This window comes from Pseudomonas sp. BCA17 (assembly GCF_004519405.1).
Lineage (GTDB): Bacteria > Pseudomonadota > Gammaproteobacteria > Pseudomonadales > Pseudomonadaceae > Aquipseudomonas.
Genome location: NZ_SGWI01000002.1, coordinates 376,940 through 395,732, shown reverse-complemented (window position 1 = coordinate 395,732; position 18,793 = coordinate 376,940). Strand labels below are relative to the sequence as shown.

Genomic DNA, 18,793 nt, shown 5'->3' with positions numbered 1-18,793 from the left:
GTTTTCTACACGGGTTCTCACAGCATGAAGTCGATGGCGGGCGGTTTGGTTAAACAGTGGCTGGGAGCCTCGGTATTGGCGGTGTCGGGGCTGGCGTTGCTGCCCATGGCCGTGGCACAGGCGCAGGAGCAGCAAAGCACCCAGTTCAACTTTGCCCTGGCAGCCAAACCGCTGCCCCAGGCCCTGAGTGATTTCAGCCGGGTCACCGGTATCAGTGTGATCTACACCGATGAAGCGCCCTACGGCCTCAGCGCTCCGGCGGTGAGCGGCCAGATGAGCGCGACCCAGGCCCTGCAACGCCTGCTGAGCCAGTCCGGCTTCACCTTCCGCCAGATCGATGCCCGCACCCTGGCCCTCGAACCCGTGCCCACCGAAGGTGCGGTCAACCTCGGCGCGACCACCATCAACGGTGCCAGCCAAGCCCAGGACACCACCAGCTATCAGCCACCGCCCACCAGCTCAGTGATGCGCTCCCACGGCCTGTTGCTGGAAACCCCGCAGACCGTCAACGTCGTGCCCGCTCAGGTATTGCGTGATCAACAACCGCGCAATCTGGACGACGCCCTGGGCAACATCAGCGGCATCACCCAGGCCAATACCCTCGGCAGCACCCAGGACGCCGTGATGTTGCGCGGTTTCGGCGACAACCGTAACGGTTCGATCATGCAGGACGGCATGCCACTGGTGCAGGGCCGCGCGTTGAATGCCACGGCTGACCGGGTCGAAGTCCTCAAAGGCCCGTCGTCGTTGTTGTACGGCATCCAGGACCCGGGCGGCGTGGTCAATATCGTCAGCAAAAAGCCCGAGCTGGTGCAGTCCACTTCCCTGACGGCACGCGGCTCGACCTTCGGCGATGGCAAGAACGGCAGCGGCGGCAACCTTGACACCACCGGCCCGATTGGTGACAGCGGCCTGGCTTACCGTCTGATCGTCGATCATGAAGACGAAGATTACTGGCGCAATTTCGGCACCCACCGCGAGACGCTGGTGGCGCCATCCCTGGCCTGGTATGGCGATACCACCAAGGTGGTCTTCGCCTATGAACACCGCGAATTCCTTTCGCCATTCGACCGTGGCACCGCCATCGACCCCAAAACCAACCACCCGTTGAACATCCCCGCGACCCGTCGCCTGGATGAGCCGTTCAACAACATGGAAGGTCGCTCCGACCTGTATCGCCTGGAAGTCGACCACGACCTGAACGACGACTGGAAAGCTCACTTCGGCTACAGCTGGAACCGCGAGACCTACGACGCCAGCCAAGTGCGCGTGGTCAAGGTCAACACCAACGGCACCCTGACCCGCAGCATGGACGGCACCCAGGGCGCGCTGACGACCGACCGCTTCGCGACCGCCAGCCTCGAAGGCAAGGTGAATGTGGCCGGCATGCAGCACGACCTGGTATTCGGCCTGGACGACGAATACCGCAAGATCTACCGCGCCGACCTGATCCGCCAGGCGCCGCGTAGCGTGTTCAACTACAACAACCCGGTGTATGGCAGAGAAGTGGCGGGCACCACCGTCAGCGCCCCGGACAGTAACCAGACCGACCTGTTGCGTAGCGATTCGCTGTTCTTCCAGGATGCCATCCACCTCAACGACCAGTGGATTCTGGTGGGCGGCGCGCGCTACCAGATGTACGACCAGTACGCCGGCAAAGGTGTGCCGTTCACCGCCAACACCGACGGCAATGGCCAGAAATGGGTGCCACGTGCCGGCCTGGTGTACCGCTACACCGACCAACTGTCGTTCTATGGCAGCTACACCGAGTCGTTCAAACCCAACTCAACCATTGCGCCGCTGGCCAACAAAACCGTGCTGGACGGCAGCCTCGAGCCGGAACAGTCCAAGGCCTGGGAACTGGGGACCAAATTCGATATGCCGGGGCGCATCACCGCGAGCGCGGCGTTGTTCAACATCGAAAAGCGCAACGTACTGGTGCAGGTGGGCGACGGCCTGGCCTCGGTGTACAGCGTGGCCGGCAAGGTGCGCTCGCGTGGCCTGGAACTGGACGCCAGCGGGCAGTTGAGCGACAACTGGAGCTTGATCGGCAGCTACGCCTATACCGATGCGGTCGTGGTCGAGGACAGCAAGTACAAAGGCAACGACCTGCAGAACGTGGCGAAGAACACCGCCTCGTTGTCGGCGGTGTATGACTTCGGCAGCATCCTGGGCGGCGATCAGTTGCGGGTCGGTGCCGGTGCACGCTATGTGGGCGAGCGGGCAGGGGACGCCGCCAATAGCTTCGACCTGCCGAGCTACACCGTGGCCGATGCGTTTGCCACCTATGACACCAAAATCGATGGGCAAAAGGTCAAGTTCCAGCTCAACGTGAAGAACCTGTTCGACCGCACCTACTACACCTCCTCGGTGAACACGCAGTTTGTGTCCATCGGCGATGCACGGCAGGTGTCGGTTTCCAGTACGTTGACCTTCTGATGAAAAAGTCCGCCTGGCTATTGGCCCTGTTCATCGGCACCGCAGCGGCAGCAGACACCGGTGCTATCCATCGCGAACACCGGGTGACCTTGCCCGGCAGCGGGCACAGTTGGGGTTTCGTCGGCCTCGATCCGACGCGTCCCTATCTGTTCGTGGCGCGCCGCGAAAACGGTTTGACCGTGTTTGATGTCCAGCACCAACGTGCGGTCAAGACCGTGGCGCGGTCCGATGGCGCCAACGGCGTAGTGTTCGTGCCCGAGTTGGATCGCGTGTTCGTGCTCAATACCGACGGCAGCTTGAGTGTGGTGCAGTTATCCACACTCAAGCCGCTCAAGCGTATTGCTGTGGCGCAAAGCAACCTCAACAGCGCGGTGTACGAGCCGTCCACCGGCAAGGTGATCATCGTCAGCGGTCGCCGGGCGGATCGCTCGACGCTGTTTGAGTTCGATCCCAAGCAGGAACGCATCACCGGCGCCCATGAACTCGCGGTGAAGAAGATCGACCCCCTGCTGCTCAAGGGCGATGGCAGTTTCTTCCTGCCGATGCGGGATGAGGGCAAGGTTGCGCGGTATGCGGCCGACACCTTTACCGTGCTCGATACCTGGCAATTCACCGACTGCCCCAAACCGAGTGCGCTGGCCCAGGATGTCGAGCGCCAGCGCTTGTTTGTGGCATGTCGGGGCGACGCGCCGGTGCTGATCGTGGCGGATCGTGAAAGCGGCGAGGTCAAGGCGAAGCTGCCGATTGGGCATGACGTCAATGCGTTGGCCTACGATGCGCAACATCGTCGCTTGCTGATCCCCAGCGGCGTGGACGCGAACGTCAGGGTGATCGAGCAAAGTGATGCCGATCATTACGCACTGGCGACCACCTTCAGCACCGTGCCGATGGCCTATAACATGGCCTTCGACGCGCAGCGCCAGCGGGTTTACCTGCCGGCGATGGACTTCAACCAACCCGCGCCGAGCCAAGCCGAACCCAAGCCCGACCCGCAGTTTCAGGCCGGTACGTTCTCCATCACGACCCTGGCACTTGATTGAGGGCCGTGAATTAACCAAGCTGCGCACTCTCGTAGATTCAGGAATGCGGTTTATGCAGTGGGGACGATGGATACACGCCGGCGCGATGGCGCTGGGTTTTGGGCTGCTGCTCAGTGGTTGCGCCACGCCGTCGAAGACGGCGGGCGGGCATGGCCTGGACCAACTGCTGGCCGATCCGGCGCTGCACGGCGCCAGCGTGTCCCTGATGGTGCGTGATGCCAGCAGTGGCGCCACGCTTTATCAGCACAACCCGCGCACGCGGCTGGTGCCGGCGTCCAACCTCAAACTGTTGACCACGGCGGCGGCGATGGATGTGCTGGGGCCGCAATACCGTTTCTCCACGCAATTGCTGAGCAACGGTATACGCCAGGGTGATCGCCTCACCGGTAACTTGTACCTGCGTGGCCTCGGCGACCCGACCATCCAGTTTGCCGACTACCAGGCACTGGCGGCGCAATTGGCCAGCCAGGGCATACGCCAGGTGCAGGGCGACCTGGTGTTCGACGACACCTGGTTCGACGCGGAGCGGTTGGGGGTGGACTGGTCCCATGATGATGAAACCACCTACTACGGCGCGCAGATTTCAGCGCTGACCGTATCCCCCAATATGGATTTCGATGCGGGCAGCGTTCTGGTCACGGCCAAGGCGCCGGTGCGCGCCGGCCAGCCGGTCAGCGTCGAGATCTACCCGCCCACCGATTACCTGCAACTGAGCAACCGTGCCGTCAGTGGACCGGGCAACACCTATGGGATCAATCGCCGTCATGGCACCAACCTGTTGCAGCTCAGCGGTGCGGTCGCGCCGGGCAGGCAGAGCGAGCAACTGGTCAGTGTGTGGGAGCCGACGCAACTGGTCGCCAACCTGTTTGAGCAGGCGCTGGCACAGCAGGGCATCCGCGTGTCAGGGCGTCGCGTGATGGGCGGCGCGAGCCCGGCCACGGCCACCGTGCTGGCCGAGCACCAATCGGCACCGCTGCAGACGTTGATCACGCCGTTGCTCAAACTCTCGAACAACAATATGTCTGAAGCCTTGCTCAAAGCCATGGGCCGCCAGACCGCCAACAGCGGCACGGCGGCGGCCGGCGCGGTGGCGGTGGCCGGGTTTCTCAAGCGTCAGGGCCTGGATACCGCGACGCTGAGCCAGGTGGATGGTTCGGGCTTGTCGCGACGTAACCTGGTGTCGTCCCAGAACCTTACGGATGCGCTATTGGCCGCGAGTAAACAGCCGTGGTTCGACGCCTGGTACAACGCGCTGCCGATTGCCGGCAATCCCGACCGCATGGCCGGTGGCAGTCTGCGTTATCGCCTCAAGGGCACGCCCGCAGAAAACAATCTGCATGCCAAGACCGGCTCCATGGGCGGCGTTTCGTCCTTGAGCGGTTACATCACCGATACCCACGGGCGGCGGTTGGTGTTCTCCATGATCAGCAATAACTATGTGGTGGCGGGCGCCCAGGTCAAAGGCGTGGAAAACCGTGTGGTAGAAGCGCTGTCACGCTGGGACGATTGATTCAGGGTTGGTAGCCCATTCGCCAGCTCACGGCCCGGGTCGCTGCCAGCAGGTGTTGCGCCGCCGGGCCATTTTCATCGGCGTGGAACAATGAGGTGGGGCCGACCACGGTCATCACCGCCGCCACTTGCCCGACGGCGTTGAACACAGGCGCCGACAACGCATCCACCCCAGGCATCAGCAAACCGTGCACAAAGTGCAGGCCACGGCTGCGAATCTGCTCGCAGACGGTGGCGTAGGCCTGATCGTCGGCCAGGGCGTGGGCGATTCCGGCCTGTATCTCACGTTCACGCAATTCCACGGTTTCCCGCGGCGGCAAATAAGCGCTGAACACCAGGCCGGTGGACGAACCGAGCAGCGGCAATACCGAGCCCAGCTGCGTCACTACCGTGACGGCGCGCACCGCAGGCTCGATATGCACCACGGTGGCACCCTGGTTGCCCCACACCGCCAGAAAGCAGGTTTCATTCAATTCATCGCGCAGTTCGGCCAGCGGCATCGCGCCGACTTTCAACACGTCCATGCTGCCCAATGCAGCCAGGCCCACGCGCAACGCCTCGCGGCCCAGGCCATAGTGGTTGGTGGCGGTGTTCTGTTCGGCAAAGCCTGAGGCGATCAACGCCTGCAAATAACGATGCACCTTGCTTGCGGGCATTTGCACGTGTTCGGCCAGGCGCGACAGCGAGGTGGCGGGTGACAGTTCGGCCAGGGCCTTGAGGATATCGGTGCCCACTTCGGCCGAGCGGACTTTCTGTTTACCGGTGTCGCGGGGCTTTTCCATGGAAGGGCGAGAATCCGAGAGATGAATGGGCGTCTTTATAGCTTGACGGTCGATGGTGATCAAATTACGTTATGCGTAACTGGATTACGATAAAAACAACTTCCACACAGAGGATGATCCATGCACCTCGAATATCAATCGGGCTTCGGCAATGAATTCGCCAGCGAAGCCCTGCCAGGCGCGCTGCCTGTCGGCCAGAATTCCCCGCAAAAAGCGCCCTACGGGCTGTACACCGAACTGTTCTCCGGCACGGCGTTCACCATGGCACGCAGCGAAGCGCGCCGAACCTGGCTGTACCGTATTCAGCCATCGGCCAATCATCCGGCATTTGTAAAGGTGGAGCGGCAATTGGCCGGCGGGACTCTGGGCGCGGTGACACCAAATCGCCTGCGCTGGAATCCATTGGATATTCCCAGCGAACCGACGGACTTTATCGATGGGCTCGCAGGCATGGTGGCCAACTCGGGTGCGCAAAAGCCCTCTGGCATCAGCATCTACCACTACCGCGCCAACCGCTCCATGGAGCGCGTGTTCTTCAATGCCGACGGCGAACTGTTGCTCGTGCCCGAGCAGGGGCGCCTGCGCATTGCTACCGAATTGGGCGTGCTGGACGTGGAACCGTTGGAAATCGTCGTGCTGCCGCGCGGCCTGAAATTCCGTGTCGAACTGCTGGATGCCGAGGCCCGTGGCTACGTCGCCGAGAACCATGGCGCACCGCTGCGCTTGCCGGACCTGGGGCCTATCGGCAGCAACGGCCTGGCCAACCCGCGCGATTTCCTCACGCCGGTCGCGCACTACGAAGACCTCAAGCAACCGACCACCCTGGTGCAGAAATTCCTTGGCGAGCTGTGGGCCTGCGAGCTGGACCATTCGCCGTTGAACGTGGTCGCCTGGCATGGCAACAACGTGCCGTACAAATATGACCTGCGTCGTTTCAACACCATCGGTACGGTGAGTTTCGATCATCCGGACCCATCGATCTTCACGGTGTTGACCTCGCCCACCAGCACTCACGGCCTGGCCAATCTCGACTTCGTGATTTTCCCGCCGCGCTGGATGGTGGCCGAGAACACCTTCCGCCCGCCGTGGTTCCACCGCAACCTGATGAACGAATACATGGGCCTGATCCAGGGCGCCTACGACGCCAAGGCCGAAGGTTTCCTGCCCGGCGGTGCGTCGTTGCACAGCTGCATGAGTGCCCACGGCCCGGACGGCGAGACCTGCACCAAAGCCATCAACGTGGAATTGGCGCCGCACAAAATCGATAACACCATGGCCTTCATGTTCGAGACCAGCCAAGTGCTGCGTCCCACACAGTTCGCCCTTGAATGCCCGCAACTGCAAAACACCTATGACGCGTGCTGGGCCGCGCTGCCCGCCACCTTCAACCCGAACCGGAGATAACCCATGACTCAACCGACGCTAACCCGCAGCTGGGTGGCCTCCGCCAACGGTCACCGCGACTTTCCCCTGCAAAACCTGCCGCTGGGGGTGTTCAGCATCAACGGCTCGGCACCACGCAGCGGCGTGGCGATTGGCGACTCGATCCTCGACTTGCACGCCGCTTTGGACGAGTTTGAGGGTGAGGCGCGCCGCGCCGTAGAAGCCACCGCCGGTGGCCAGTTGAATAGCTTTTTCGAACTGGGCCGTGGCCCGCGCGTGGCCCTGCGCGAACGCCTGCTGGAACTGCTGGCCGAAGGCAGCAAGCTGCAAACCCGCGAGGCGCAGGTGCTGCACCGTGCTGTCGATTGCCAGATGCACCTGCCGGCGAAAATAAGCGATTACACCGACTTCTACGTCGGCATCGAACACGCGCAGAACGTCGGCAAACTGTTCCGCCCCGACAACCCCTTGCTACCGAACTACAAGTACGTGCCGATCGGCTATCACGGGCGCGCCTCGACCATTCGCCCATCGGGCACTGAAGTCCGTCGCCCTAAAGGCCAGACCCTGCCGGCCGGCCAGACCGAGCCGACCTTCGGGCCCTGCGCGCGCCTGGACTACGAATTGGAACTGGGCATCTGGATCGGTCCGGGCAACGCCATGGGCGACGCGATTGCCATTGGCGACGCGGCCGAGCATATCGCCGGTTTCTGCCTGCTCAACGACTGGTCCGCACGGGATATCCAGGCGTGGGAGTACCAGCCTCTGGGGCCGTTTTTGTCCAAGAGCTTTATCACCAGCATCTCACCGTGGGTAGTTACGGCTGAGGCGCTGGAGCCGTTCCGCAAGGCGCAACCGGCGCGTCCCGAGGGTGACCCGCAGCCGCTGCCGTACCTACTGGATAACCGCGATCAGAACGCGGGCGCCCTAGACATCGAACTGGAGGTATTGCTGACCACCGCGTCGATGCGTGAGCAGAACCTGCCGGCCCATCGCCTGGCCCTGAGCAACACCCAGCATATGTACTGGACAGCGGCGCAAATGGTTGCGCACCACAGCGTCAACGGCTGCCAGTTGCAGGCCGGTGACCTGTTCGGCTCGGGTACCTTGTCCGGGCCGCAGCCGGGGCAGTTCGGCAGCCTGCTGGAAATCACCGAAGGCGGCAAAAAAACGATCGAGCTGGCCTCCGGCGAGGTGCGCAAGTTCCTTGAAGACGGCGACGAAATCATCCTGCGCGCGCGGTGCCGCCGCGAAGGGTTTGCCTCCATCGGCTTCGGCGAGTGCCGTGGCACCGTGGTTGCGGCGCATTAAGGAGGCCGGGCGATGGAGCTCTATACCTACTACCGTTCCACTGCGTCATACCGAGTGCGTATCGCGCTGGCACTCAAAGGGCTGGATTTTACTGCCGTGCCGATCAACCTGCTGGTCCCGGCGGGCGGCGCCAACCGCCAGCCGGAATACCTGGCAATCAACCCGCAGGGCCGTGTACCGGCGTTGCGCACGGACGATGGTGAGCTGTTGATTCAGTCGACGGCGATCATCGAATACCTGAACGAGCGTTATCCACAGGCGCCGCTGTTATCCAGGGATATCGCCACCCGTGCGCATGAGCGTGCGGTGGCGTCGATCATTGGTTGCGATATTCACCCGTTGCACAACTCCAGCACCCAGAACCTGCTGCGACAGTGGGGACATGACGAGGCGCAATTGCTGGAATGGATCGGCCATTGGATCAGCCAGGGGTTGGGCGCGGTGGAGCAGTTGATTGGCGATGAAGGTTTTTGCTTTGGCGAGCAGCCGGGGATGGCGGATGCGTTTCTGATCCCCCAGCTGTATGCAGCGGAGCGCTTCAAGGTGCCGTTGGCGGCATTCCCGCGGATTGGGCGGGTGGCGGCGCTGGCGGCACGGCATCCGGCGTTTGTGCAAGCGCATCCCGCCAACCAGCCGGATACCCCTGCTACACCCTGAATCCATGTGGGAGGGGCGTTATTCAAATAAAAATAATCAAGGTACCTTGCGATGCACAATCAGATTGCCAGCTTTCGCGCGGCACTCGATGCCCGTCCGGTGTCGCGCTATCAGTGGTTGATCCTCCTGTTGCTGGCGCTGCTGCTGGTGACCGACGGCTACGACGCTCAGGTACTGGGTTACGTAGTGCCGGCATTGGCCAAGGATTGGGGCTTGGAAAAAGCCGCGTTCGGCCCGGTATTCAGTGCCAACCTGTTGGGCCTGACGTTGGGCTCGCTGCTGGTGACACCCCTGGCCGACCGGTTTGGCGTGCGGCGCATCCTGCTGGGCTGCGTGCTGATCTACGCCAGCCTTACCGTACTGATGGTATTCGCCAACTCCCTGACCACACTGATGGTCGCGCGCTTTATCTGCGGCATTGGCATGGGAGGTGCGATGCCGAGCGCCATGGCGTTGATGTCGGAATACTCGCCGCCCCGGTTGCGCACTTTGATGGTGACGCTGGCGGCGTGCGGCTTCTCGTTCGGCGGCGCGGCGGGTGGGTTCGTAGCGGCGGGCTTTATCGAAAGCTATGGCTGGCAGGCAGTTTTCCTGGCGGGCGGCGTCACGCCGTTGTTGCTGTTCCCCTTCCTGGTGGGGTTGCTGCCCGAATCCCTGCCGCGTCTGTTGCGTGATGCACCGCCCTATGCGCGCCTGCAAAAGGTTACGGCACGCATGCTGCCCGACTGGCAACCGCCACTGGCCACCGAGGCCGAAAACCGGCAGGAGCAGGGCAGCCGGCTGACGGTGCTGGAGTTGTTCCGCAACGGCTACGCGCGCCCGACCGTACTGATCTGGGCGACTTTTTTCGTCAGCCTGATCCTGCTGTATTTCATGATCAGTTGGCTGCCGTCGCTGCTGCTGGAAAGCGGCCTGGTTTTGAAAGAGGCCAATCTGGTGACGTCGATGTTTCTGTTTGCCGGCACCCTGGGTGCCATCGGCATGGCCTGGTTCGCCGACCGCCTGAAAAGCAAAGTGCGGCTGTTGTCCGGTGTGTTGACGGCCGCTGCCCTGTGCACCGTCCTGTTGGGGCTGAACCATGACAACCCGCGCTACCTGGTGGCCTGCGTGTTCGCCGCCGGTTTCTGCATTATTGGCGGCCAGCTTACGCTCAACGCCTTCGCCAGCAACTTCTACCCGGCTCACGTGCGCGCCACCGGCACCGGCTGGGCCTTGGGTGTGGGGCGATTCGGCTCGATCCTGGGGCCACTGTTTGGCAGCGCGCTGTTGGCGATGCATATTCCGGTGCAGCAGATTTTCTTCTTCTGCGCGATTCCGGCAGTGATTGCGGCGTTGCTGATTATTCAGGTGCGTTCGCCTGTCGTCAGCACGCCGAAGAGCCCGTTGCAGACCGATATCCTCAAGGCGCCGCAGGCTTAATGCACGACAGTATTGGGCGGCAGATGCCCCAGCCGCTCGGTCAGGCGCAGGCGCTGGATCGGGTCTTCGCTGAGCAGCAGGGCATGTTCCAGGTCAAAGCGCTCGGCGTTCGGGCAGTCCAGGCGTTGATACAGGCTGGCCCGGGCCAAATAGTCGGCGGCGCTGGCATTGCCCAGTTCCAGTACGCGCTCGGCATCGATCAATGCGTCGAGTGGGGCGTCATTGGAAAGGTGCAGTTGGCGCAGGTTGCGTGATAGCCGTTGCAGGATCGAGCGTGGTTCGGCGGTGTGCAGGTGGTCGGCCTGCAGCTTGAGGTTCGGCCCGTATTGACGCTGCAGCAATTCGCGGCAGTCATTGGGGTATAGACGCCGACCGCCACAGGGGTCCAGCAGGTGGTCGGCGCCGGGCACCCGTAACAGAAAATGCCCCGGAAAATTCACGCCCACCAGAGGGATGTCCAGGCGTCGCGCCATTTCCAGTGCAATCAGCGCCATGGCCAAAGGTTGCCCGCGCTTGCGTTGCAGTACCTTGTCCAACAGGGCGGCGGCGGGGCGCAGCGGGGTGAAGTCGTCCTGGGCGAACCCCAGGTCGTTCAAGCGGCGTAACAGGGGTTGGCCCAGTTCGTCAGCCGGCAACATCGGCAGGCCAAGCGCGACCTGTTGTTGCAACAAAGTGAAGTCTTGCAGGATCTGCAACGGCTGTACGGCAGGATCGTGCTCGGCGGCAATCCACAGCGCAGCTTCAAACAGCGCGGGGGGTGAACGGTCCAGGCAGGCAAAAAAGGCTTGGCGGGGATTCATTGCGTTCTCCGGCAGATGCCCCCGTTTTAGCCTTGCTGTGAATTTTCGTCCAGCGTCTTGAGAAATATCCTGCCGCCTTATGTCTTAGGGCCTGCAAAACCGGGAGCCTTATTCCAGCGCAGTCCAGCATTTTTCTACCGCAAGCCTATACTTGGGCCACTACCAGAAGTGATTCGGGAGCTCATTGATGTTTGCGCTCATGCACAGCACCCGCCTTGAATCGCTGCACCTGAGCGTCGACCCGGTGACGGGGCTGAAGGCGATCATCGCCATCCACAACAGTCGCTTGGGGCCAGCCTTGGGCGGCTGTCGCTACCTCAGTTACCCCGACGATCAAAGTGCCGTGGCGGACGCCGCGCGCCTGGCCCAAGGCATGAGCTACAAAGCTGCCCTGGCCGGCCTGCAGGTGGGCGGCGGTACGGCGGTGATCATCCGCCCCGTGCACGTGGAAAGCCGCGCCGCCTTGTTCGAAGCCTTTGGTCGCTGCATCGAGAAACTCGACGGCCGCTTCATCACCGCCATCGACAGCGGCACCTCGGTTGCCGATATGGACTGCATCGCCCAGCACACCCGCTTCGTCACCAGCACCACCGCCGCCGGCGACCCAGCGCCCCATGCCGCCATGGGCGTGTTCACCGGTATCCGCACCACCGCCATGGCCCGCCTTGGCAGCGACAACCTCGAAGGCTTGCGCGTAGCGGTGCAGGGGCTGGGCAACGTGGGCTATGCCCTGGCCGAGCAACTGCATGCAGCCGGTGCCGAGCTGTTGGTCAGCGATATCGATCACGGCAAGGTTCAACTGGCCATGGAGCAACTCGGCGCGCACCCCATCGCCAACGATGCCTTGCTCAGCACCCCCTGCGACATCCTCGCGCCCTGCGGCGTCGGCGCGGTGTTTAATCGCCATACGGTCGGCCAACTGCGTTGCGCCGCTGTGGCCGGCTCCGCCAGCGCGCAACTGACCAACCTGGAGATCGCCGACCAACTGGAAGGACGCGGCATACTCTATGCGCCAGACTACGTGATCAACTCCGGCGGCTTGATCTATGTCGCCCTCAAGCATGGCGGTGCGGAGTTGGCGGACATCACGGCTCATCTGTCAAACATAGGCAGGCGCCTGACCGAAATCTTCGCCCACGCCCAGGCCGAAAAACGTTCCCCGGCACGGGTCGCCGACGAGCTCGCCGAGCGGCTGCTGTACAAATAGCCCAGGCATTAAAAAGGCCCTGAGTCAGTGACTCAGGGCCTGTTCAATTCGGGCTTTATTCCGCTGCCGGGTTCAGCAATTCGGACAACGCGTCCGGCTGGCTCTTGAACGCCTTGGCAAATACATCGCGGTTCTTCGCCATGTAGATCCCGGCTTCTTCCACTTGCTGCTCGCTCAGGGACGGCACGGCTTTTTGCAACACTTCTGCCAGCAACTCAGCGAGTTCAAGCATCTTGTCATGACGGTCAGCTTCGGCTTTATCCATGAACAAACGCTCCAGATCTCGGCTGCTGCGGTATACCACTTCGACGGCCATTCACCACCTCACATGCCTTCACGATAGTTGTCTTTTGCGACTACTGTATTTATATACAGCTAAAAGGGTAAGCCAAACCGTGGGGTTTGGGTAGCAGTTTTTTAATGTAGTCGGGAAATAGCCATCGCATGGACTTTGATTTTTTCTGTTACTCACTTCATCGCTTGGAGCACGACAGTAAAAACTGCAGCGACTAGACTCCTTCCTCATCGACAACGGAGGCTTTTATGGATACTTCCTCTTCCTCTGGTATCCCCCTGGATGCCGAAGAACACACCGACAGCTATGACCATTGGTTTCGCGCCAAGGTGCAAGCCGCTCTTGATGACCCGAGCCCTGGCATTCCTCACGACCAAGTGGTGGCCGAAATGCAGGCGCTGATCGAATCCAAACGCAAGACAGGTGATGCTGATTGAATGGGCTCCCGCAGCGCGGGCGCAACTTCGAAAAATTGTTGATTATCTCAGCGACCGCAATCCCGTAGCAGCTCTTGAGTTAACCCGAGCAATAGACGCCTCGGTACTGGCTCTCTCTCGTAGACCCCACCTTTACCGCCCTGGACGTGTCATCGGTACGCGAGAGATGGTGGTGCATCCCAATTATCTGGTTGTCTATCAGGTGACCGATAACATTCGGGTTCTCTCGGTTTTACACGCGCGCCAGCTATACCCTTGATAGATTCGCTTCTCAGCCGAACAAAGCATCTGCTCTGCTCATCCTCATACGTGTCTCATATCACCCTGCCATCATCTTATACCGGCTGCTGGCCTTTTTTCTGCATGCAGAACAATCGTCACGTCCACCTCGCATTATCCGGTCGAGCCGACCTAAGGAAGCATCATCGTGAAAATCAACTGGGCTGAAAGGCTGCGCCAGAATGTACATGGTCTCGCCGAGTCCCTGGGCAATCTGTTCGTCGAGACATTCCACTACCTGGCGCTGTTCGCCATTGGCGCGGTGACCGCCTGGGCGGCGGTGATGGAGTTTCTGGGGATGCTGGAGAACGGGCATATCAAGATCGATGACATCTTGCTGCTGTTCATCTACCTGGAATTGGGCGCGATGGTAGGGATTTACTTCAAGACCAACCACATGCCGGTGCGCTTCCTGATCTACGTGGCGATCACCGCGTTGACGCGCCTGTTGATCTCCAACGTATCGCACCACAACCCGCCGGACATCGGCATCATCTACCTGTGCGGCGGTATTCTGCTGTTGGCGTTCTCGATTATGGTCGTTCGGTACGCCTCGTCGGCATTCCCGTCGGTAAAGGTTGAAGGCCCGCGTCGCAAAGGCGAGGCGAGCCAGGAAACCGAGAAGGGCGAGCTTTAAAGCCCGACGCTGAAGGGCAGGCTGGGCGTGGGCGGTCGCTGCAGGAGTTTGTGGCCGTCACCGTCCGTCATCATCGCCAGGATCTCCATGGCGCTATGGCCCTGCTCGATAGCGATGCCGAACTGAATGCTTTGTACCAGCCGTTTGAGCCGTTGCGGATCGTTGCGTTGTTCGGCGCTGATCATGCGCTTGGCCACCACGCCCGTTTCATTCGAGAGCGTGAGCATGATGCTGCCGTCGAGCCGTTGGATGCTCAGGTTGACGCGGTACTGGGGGGTGAAAGTGTCCGTGATGATCTGAAAAGGATTGTCCATGGTGCGTTACCGCCTGATAGGAACATGCAGTCATTGACGACCGGTGTCGGGAATAGTTCGCGTTGCCTGACCACCGGCCACTCCGTCGCTGAGGTTTTACAAAGTCCGTTTACCTCGCAAGCTGTACAGCAAGGGCCGTGCCGTACACGGGCCTACCAGGCGCTGTGGGCTTGATGTGAGAGGGGGCTTGCTCCCGATGGCGGTCATTCAGCCGAGTATTTATTGGCTGATGTACCGTTATCGGGAGCAAGCCCCTTTTCACATGAGCGCTGTAGTGTTCTTGAGGTGGGCGACCCGTTTCAGGGCAGAACGGAAAAAACGATCGCTGAAAGCGCAATCAACCCGATCACCACCACAAACACATTCGACAACTGGCCCGAATACTGGCGCAGCGATGGCACGCGGCGGATCGCGTACATCGGCATCAGGAACAGCAGGCAGGCAATGATCGGCCCGCCCATGGTTTCGATCATGCCCAGGATGCTCGGGTTGAAGGTCGCCACGGCCCAGCAGGTCAGCACCATGAACAATACGGTGCAGCGTTCGAGCGCTTTGGACGACATCGAGCGGTTACGCCCACGCAGGGATTTGACGATCAAACCCTGGAAGCCTTCGCTGGCACCGATGTAGTGGCCCAGGAAGGATTTGGTTATCGCCACCAGCGCAATCAACGGTGCGGCGTAGGCGATGACCGGCGTTTGGAAGTGGTTGGCCAGGTACGACAGGATCGAAATGTTCTGCGCCTTGGCGGCCGCCAAGTCGGCCGGCGACAGGGCCAGCACGCAACTGAAGCAGAAGAACATCACTGTCAGCACCATCATGCCGTGGGCGGTAGCCAGGATACCGCCGCTTTTGCGTTCGGCCTGGGCGCCATACACGCGCTTCTGGTCGACGGCAAATGCAGAGATGATCGGCGAGTGGTTGAAGGAGAACACCATCACCGGAATAGCCAGCCACAGGGTCTTGAAGAACAATGGCATTGGCATGCCGTCACCGGCCGAGGCGAAGAACGCGCCGTTCCAATTGGGAATCAGGCTGAACGCCAGCAGCAACAGGGCGGCAACGAACGGGTATACCAGCACGCTCATGGCTTTGACGATCACGCCTTGGCCGCAGCGCACAATGGCCATCAAGCCGAGGATCAGCACCAGCGACAGAATCGCCCGGGGCGGCGGCGTCATGTGCAACTGGTGCTGCATGAAACTGCCCAGGGTGTTGGTCAGGGCCACGCTGTACACCAGTAGAATCGGGAAAATCGCAAAGAAATACAGCAGGGTGATCAGCTTGCCTGCGCCGATACCGAAGTGTTCTTCGACGACTTCGGTGATGTCGCCGGATTTTCCCGACAGCACAAAGCGCGTCAGCCCACGGTGGGCGAAGAAGGTCATCGGGAAAGCCAGCAGCGCCAGCACGATCAGCGGCCAGAAGCCGCCGACGCCGGCGTTGATCGGCAGGAACAAGGTGCCCGCGCCGATGGCGGTGCCGTAGAGGCCAAGCATCCAGGTGGTGTCGTGTGGGGTCCAGCCCGTGGTCACGGTCGTTTCTACGGCAGGATTTTCTACGGCAGGTGTACGTACATCAGTCATCGATATTGCCTCGTTATTATTTTTGCGCGGGCTCACGTTGGGGCGGGTAGCAGTGCTCCGATCAGCACTCCACCCAGCTGACCGCCAGGCCGCCCCGTGAAGTTTCTTTGTACTTGTCGTGCATATCGGCGCCGGTATCGCGCATGGTGCGGATCACCCGGTCGAGGGAAATGAAGTGTTTGCCATCGCCGCGCAGAGCCATTTGCGTGGCGTTGATCGCCTTCACGGCGGCGATGGCGTTGCGCTCGATACACGGCACTTGCACCAGGCCACCGACTGGGTCGCAGGTCAGGCCGAGGTTGTGCTCCAGGCCGATTTCGGCGGCGTTTTCCAGTTGCTCAGGGGTTGCACCAAGAATCTCGGCCAACCCGGCGGCCGCCATGGCGCAGGCCGAGCCGACTTCGCCCTGGCAGCCGACTTCGGCACCGGAGATAGAGGCGTTTTTCTTGCACAGAATGCCGACAGCGGCCGCAGCCAGGAAGAAATTGACCACATCGTCGTCAGAGGCGTTGGCATTGAACTTCATGTAGTAATGCAGCACCGCCGGGATGATCCCCGCCGCGCCGTTGGTCGGCGCCGTGACCATGCGTCCGCCGGCGGCGTTTTCTTCGTTGACGGCGAGGGCGAACAGGTTGACCCATTCCATCGCGGACAGGGTCGAGGTGATGACATTCGGCTTGCCGATTTCCAGCAGGCTGCGGTGCAGTTTCGCGGCGCGACGCGGCACATCCAAGCCCCCCGGCAAGATGCCTTCGTCGCGCAGGCCCTGTTCCACGCACTCGCGCATCACTGACCAGATATGCAGCAGGCCGCTACGGATTTCTGCGTCGCTGCGCCACGCCCGTTCGTTGGCCATCATCAGCTCCGAAACTCGCAGGCCGTGCTTATTGCACAGGGCCAGCAGTTCGACTGCGCTGGAAAAGTCGTAAGGCAAGTGCACATCGCTGGTCGGCGCATTGCCCGAAGCTGCCTCAGCTGCGTCGATGATGAAGCCGCCGCCCACCGAATAATAGGTTTGCTCGCTCAGCAGGCCGGTTTCACCGTAGGCGTGCAGCGACATGGCGTTAGGGTGGTAGGGCAGGCTTTCGTCCAGCAGCAGGAGGTCGGAGTGCCAATTGAAGGCAATGTCCTGGGTGCCGGCGAGCAACAGCCGGCCGGACTCACGCAACTGCTGGATGCGGGCGTTGATCGAGGTCGGGTCGACCTGATCCGGCCATTCGCCCATCAGGCCCATGACGCAGGCCCGGTCGGTGGCGTGGCCGACCCCGGTGGCGGAAAGCGAGCCGTACAGGCGCACTTCGACCCGGCGCGTGTCGCTCAGCACCTGTTGGTCGGCCAGTGCCTGGGCAAAGCTCGCCGCTGCCCGCATGGGGCCGACGGTATGAGAGCTGGAAGGGCCGATGCCCACTTTGAATAGATCAAAAACACTGATAGCCATGCTAAAGCCTTACAAGCAATGGAGTAGGAATCGCTGCCATTTTTGTAGGCCGAGCGCAATTGGCGCGATACTGATCCTCTGGATCGGCACTGACCAACGAATTATCCTAAGACACCCTTTAGCAGGACTAAACCCTATGACCCGCCCCCTCCATGGCCAGACGTACGTCTGGTTGCACGTTTTTTCCTGCGCGGCACGGCATTTGTCGTTCACCCGCTGCGCTGAAGAACTGCACATCACACCGGGGGCGGTGAGCCAGCAAATCCGCCAGTTGGAGGAACGGTTGGGGTTTCGACTGTTCCATCGCCGGGCGCGCGGGGTTGAACTCAGTGCCGAGGGGCAGCGGTTGGCGACGACGGTGGGGGAGGCCTACGGCAGCATCGATGCCGAGTTACAGCGGTTGGACGCCGGCATGATCAGCGGCACCCTGCGCCTGCGTTCCATTCCGTCGTTTCTGGGCAAGTGGCTGACGCCGCGGTTGCCGCGTTTACAGCAACGCTTCCCGGATATCCAACTGCGCATGGTGGCCGAAGACAGCAGCATTGCCCTGCATGAGGGTGACTTTGACTTGGCGATTGACCTCAACGACGGCAGCTACCCTGGCTTGTTATCCACAGCCCTGTTGGATGAGCAGATATTCCCGGTGTGCGCGCCTGGCCTGCTGCGCGGCCGTCCGCCGTTACATGGCCCGGCGGATCTGGTGCACTTTCCGTTGTTGCACGACATTACGGCCTGGCGTGGGAGTTATGAGTACGCCGAGTGGGAGTTTTACCTGAATGCCATCGGCTATCACCACGCCGATGTGCGGCGTGGGCACACCTTCAACCGCAACCATCTGACCATCGAAGCTGCCATCGCCGGCATGGGCGTGGCGATTGCCCGGCGCACCCTGCTCAATGATGAGCTGGAGCGTGGCACCTTGATCGTGCCATTCGGCGTAGCCGTGCCCAACCACAAACGCTACGTGCTGCTGTATGCACCAGGCGCGTTGAGCCATCCGGGCGTGCGGGCGGTGCATGACTGGTTGGTGGAGGAAGCAGCGGTTTTTCGCGGATTGCACCCGCTGGGAGAGGGGCAATTGTAAGGTTCGCAAGGCGTAGGAAGATGTAACTAACTCCCCACCCTAACAGCGTTTTTGCTCGTAGTCAGACTTAATTTGTAATGTGGGATTTATCTTTGCAAAGGGGTTGAAATGTTTCGCTGAGTGCTCAATTGTGTAATCAAGAGGTCATGGTTTCACCGCACCGGTGTTGCAGTCGT

The 18,793-nt window shown here is 61.4% G+C and carries 18 protein-coding genes; 12 read left to right on the top strand and 6 right to left on the bottom strand.

The features are described 5' to 3' along the window. The first annotated feature begins 24 nt into the window (after nt 1-24). From EXW71_RS10660 to dacB, 3 genes are read left to right on the top strand one after another with little or no spacing between them, the layout of a single operon-like run. Nucleotides 25-2,439: a TonB-dependent receptor gene (locus tag EXW71_RS10660; protein ID WP_134658491.1), complete on the top strand. Its 2,415-nt coding sequence runs from the start codon at nt 25-27 to the stop codon at nt 2,437-2,439. Then, nucleotides 2,439-3,479, top strand: coding sequence for a hypothetical protein (locus tag EXW71_RS10655; RefSeq protein WP_256658218.1), 1,041 nt, complete (start codon nt 2,439-2,441; stop codon nt 3,477-3,479). Before EXW71_RS10660 ends, EXW71_RS10655 begins: the two co-directional genes overlap by 1 nt. 52 nt (nt 3,480-3,531) lie before the next feature. After that, entirely contained in the window at nt 3,532-4,989 is a 1,458-nt protein-coding gene (gene dacB / locus EXW71_RS10650; RefSeq protein WP_134658489.1) for a D-alanyl-D-alanine carboxypeptidase/D-alanyl-D-alanine-endopeptidase, read from the top strand. Between the two features lies 1 nt (nt 4,990). Here the strand turns inward: dacB and EXW71_RS10645 are convergent, their stop codons facing one another. After that, a complete protein-coding gene (locus EXW71_RS10645) occupies nt 4,991-5,770 on the bottom strand; it encodes an IclR family transcriptional regulator (RefSeq protein ID WP_123714701.1) in 780 nt (259 codons plus the stop codon). Nucleotides 5,771-5,890: 120 nt separating this feature from the next. Here EXW71_RS10645 and hmgA point away from each other — a divergent pair, with 120 nt between their 5' ends. From hmgA to EXW71_RS10625, 4 genes are read left to right on the top strand one after another with little or no spacing between them, the layout of a single operon-like run. After that, entirely contained in the window at nt 5,891-7,174 is a 1,284-nt protein-coding gene (gene hmgA, locus EXW71_RS10640) for a homogentisate 1,2-dioxygenase (protein WP_134658487.1), read from the top strand. 3 nt (nt 7,175-7,177) lie between these two features. Further along, nucleotides 7,178-8,464 (top strand): fumarylacetoacetase, encoded by a 1,287-nt coding sequence (fahA, locus tag EXW71_RS10635; RefSeq protein WP_134658484.1) that lies wholly within the window; start codon nt 7,178-7,180, stop codon nt 8,462-8,464. Between the two features lie 12 nt (nt 8,465-8,476). Next, nucleotides 8,477-9,121, top strand: coding sequence for a maleylacetoacetate isomerase (gene maiA, locus EXW71_RS10630; protein ID WP_134658482.1), 645 nt, complete (start codon nt 8,477-8,479; stop codon nt 9,119-9,121). Between the two features lie 51 nt (nt 9,122-9,172). Further along, complete coding sequence (locus EXW71_RS10625) at nt 9,173-10,540, top strand: aromatic acid/H+ symport family MFS transporter (protein WP_134658480.1); 1,368 nt, start codon at nt 9,173-9,175, stop codon at nt 10,538-10,540. Here EXW71_RS10625 and EXW71_RS10620 read toward each other — a convergent pair. Further along, entirely contained in the window at nt 10,537-11,340 is an 804-nt protein-coding gene (locus tag EXW71_RS10620) for a SirB1 family protein (RefSeq protein WP_123714705.1), read from the bottom strand. The two genes, EXW71_RS10625 and EXW71_RS10620, sit on opposite strands and share 4 nt — an antisense overlap. Nucleotides 11,341-11,527: 187 nt before the next feature. On the opposite strand from EXW71_RS10620, the gene EXW71_RS10615 reads away from it, so the two are divergent. Then, nucleotides 11,528-12,547 carry a Glu/Leu/Phe/Val dehydrogenase dimerization domain-containing protein gene (locus EXW71_RS10615; RefSeq protein ID WP_134658478.1) on the top strand — a complete coding sequence of 340 codons (1,020 nt, stop codon included), beginning with the start codon at nt 11,528-11,530 and terminating at the stop codon, nt 12,545-12,547. A gap of 55 nt (nt 12,548-12,602) precedes the next feature. On the opposite strand, the gene EXW71_RS10610 is transcribed toward EXW71_RS10615, so the two are convergent. Continuing rightward, entirely contained in the window at nt 12,603-12,863 is a 261-nt protein-coding gene (locus tag EXW71_RS10610) for a YebG family protein (RefSeq protein ID WP_003188807.1), read from the bottom strand. Between the two features lie 227 nt (nt 12,864-13,090). On the opposite strand from EXW71_RS10610, the gene EXW71_RS10605 reads away from it, so the two are divergent. From EXW71_RS10605 to EXW71_RS10595, 3 genes are all read left to right on the top strand, one after another. Next, complete coding sequence (locus EXW71_RS10605; protein ID WP_123714707.1) at nt 13,091-13,279, top strand: antitoxin; 189 nt, start codon at nt 13,091-13,093, stop codon at nt 13,277-13,279. Continuing rightward, entirely contained in the window at nt 13,269-13,538 is a 270-nt protein-coding gene (locus EXW71_RS10600) for a type II toxin-antitoxin system RelE/ParE family toxin (RefSeq protein WP_123714708.1), read from the top strand. The genes EXW71_RS10605 and EXW71_RS10600 overlap by 11 nt, the downstream gene beginning before the upstream one ends. Nucleotides 13,539-13,706: 168 nt before the next feature. Beyond that, nucleotides 13,707-14,195 (top strand): phosphate-starvation-inducible protein PsiE, encoded by a 489-nt coding sequence (locus EXW71_RS10595; RefSeq protein ID WP_060755005.1) that lies wholly within the window; start codon nt 13,707-13,709, stop codon nt 14,193-14,195. Here the strand turns inward: EXW71_RS10595 and EXW71_RS10590 are convergent. From EXW71_RS10590 to EXW71_RS10580, 3 genes are all read right to left on the bottom strand, one after another. Then, nucleotides 14,192-14,509, bottom strand: a complete 318-nt coding sequence (locus tag EXW71_RS10590; protein ID WP_123714709.1) for a DUF3509 domain-containing protein — start codon at nt 14,507-14,509, stop codon at nt 14,192-14,194. The two genes, EXW71_RS10595 and EXW71_RS10590, sit on opposite strands and share 4 nt — an antisense overlap. A 299-nt stretch (nt 14,510-14,808) precedes the next feature. Further along, nucleotides 14,809-16,095, bottom strand: coding sequence for a serine/threonine transporter (locus tag EXW71_RS10585; RefSeq protein ID WP_134658476.1), 1,287 nt, complete (start codon nt 16,093-16,095; stop codon nt 14,809-14,811). A 61-nt stretch (nt 16,096-16,156) separates the two neighbouring features. Further along, complete coding sequence (locus EXW71_RS10580) at nt 16,157-17,533, bottom strand: L-serine ammonia-lyase (protein ID WP_134658474.1); 1,377 nt, start codon at nt 17,531-17,533, stop codon at nt 16,157-16,159. 136 nt (nt 17,534-17,669) lie between these two features. Between EXW71_RS10580 and EXW71_RS10575 the strand changes: the two genes are divergently transcribed. After that, entirely contained in the window at nt 17,670-18,617 is a 948-nt protein-coding gene (locus EXW71_RS10575; RefSeq protein WP_134658472.1) for a LysR substrate-binding domain-containing protein, read from the top strand. Nucleotides 18,618-18,793: the final 176 nt, after the last annotated feature.

Bases quoted from the DNA above. Each gene is read 5' to 3' on its own strand.
- maiA (WP_134658482.1), top strand. From the start codon at position 8,477: ATGGAGCTCTATACCTACTACCGTTCCACTGCGTCATACCGAGTGCGT.
- EXW71_RS10615 (WP_134658478.1), top strand. From the start codon at position 11,528: ATGTTTGCGCTCATGCACAGCACCCGCCTTGAATCGCTGCACCTGAGC.
- EXW71_RS10655 (WP_256658218.1), top strand. From the start codon at position 2,439: ATGAAAAAGTCCGCCTGGCTATTGGCCCTGTTCATCGGCACCGCAGCG.
- EXW71_RS10610 (WP_003188807.1), bottom strand. From the start codon at position 12,863: ATGGCCGTCGAAGTGGTATACCGCAGCAGCCGAGATCTGGAGCGTTTG.
- EXW71_RS10660 (WP_134658491.1), top strand. From the start codon at position 25: ATGAAGTCGATGGCGGGCGGTTTGGTTAAACAGTGGCTGGGAGCCTCG.
- EXW71_RS10625 (WP_134658480.1), top strand. From the start codon at position 9,173: ATGCACAATCAGATTGCCAGCTTTCGCGCGGCACTCGATGCCCGTCCG.
- dacB (WP_134658489.1), top strand. From the start codon at position 3,532: ATGCAGTGGGGACGATGGATACACGCCGGCGCGATGGCGCTGGGTTTT.
- EXW71_RS10580 (WP_134658474.1), bottom strand. From the start codon at position 17,533: ATGGCTATCAGTGTTTTTGATCTATTCAAAGTGGGCATCGGCCCTTCC.
- EXW71_RS10585 (WP_134658476.1), bottom strand. From the start codon at position 16,095: ATGACTGATGTACGTACACCTGCCGTAGAAAATCCTGCCGTAGAAACG.
- EXW71_RS10645 (WP_123714701.1), bottom strand. From the start codon at position 5,770: ATGGAAAAGCCCCGCGACACCGGTAAACAGAAAGTCCGCTCGGCCGAA.
- EXW71_RS10605 (WP_123714707.1), top strand. From the start codon at position 13,091: ATGGATACTTCCTCTTCCTCTGGTATCCCCCTGGATGCCGAAGAACAC.
- EXW71_RS10620 (WP_123714705.1), bottom strand. From the start codon at position 11,340: ATGAATCCCCGCCAAGCCTTTTTTGCCTGCCTGGACCGTTCACCCCCC.
- EXW71_RS10575 (WP_134658472.1), top strand. From the start codon at position 17,670: ATGACCCGCCCCCTCCATGGCCAGACGTACGTCTGGTTGCACGTTTTT.
- EXW71_RS10590 (WP_123714709.1), bottom strand. From the start codon at position 14,509: ATGGACAATCCTTTTCAGATCATCACGGACACTTTCACCCCCCAGTAC.
- EXW71_RS10600 (WP_123714708.1), top strand. From the start codon at position 13,269: ATGCTGATTGAATGGGCTCCCGCAGCGCGGGCGCAACTTCGAAAAATT.
- fahA (WP_134658484.1), top strand. From the start codon at position 7,178: ATGACTCAACCGACGCTAACCCGCAGCTGGGTGGCCTCCGCCAACGGT.
- hmgA (WP_134658487.1), top strand. From the start codon at position 5,891: ATGCACCTCGAATATCAATCGGGCTTCGGCAATGAATTCGCCAGCGAA.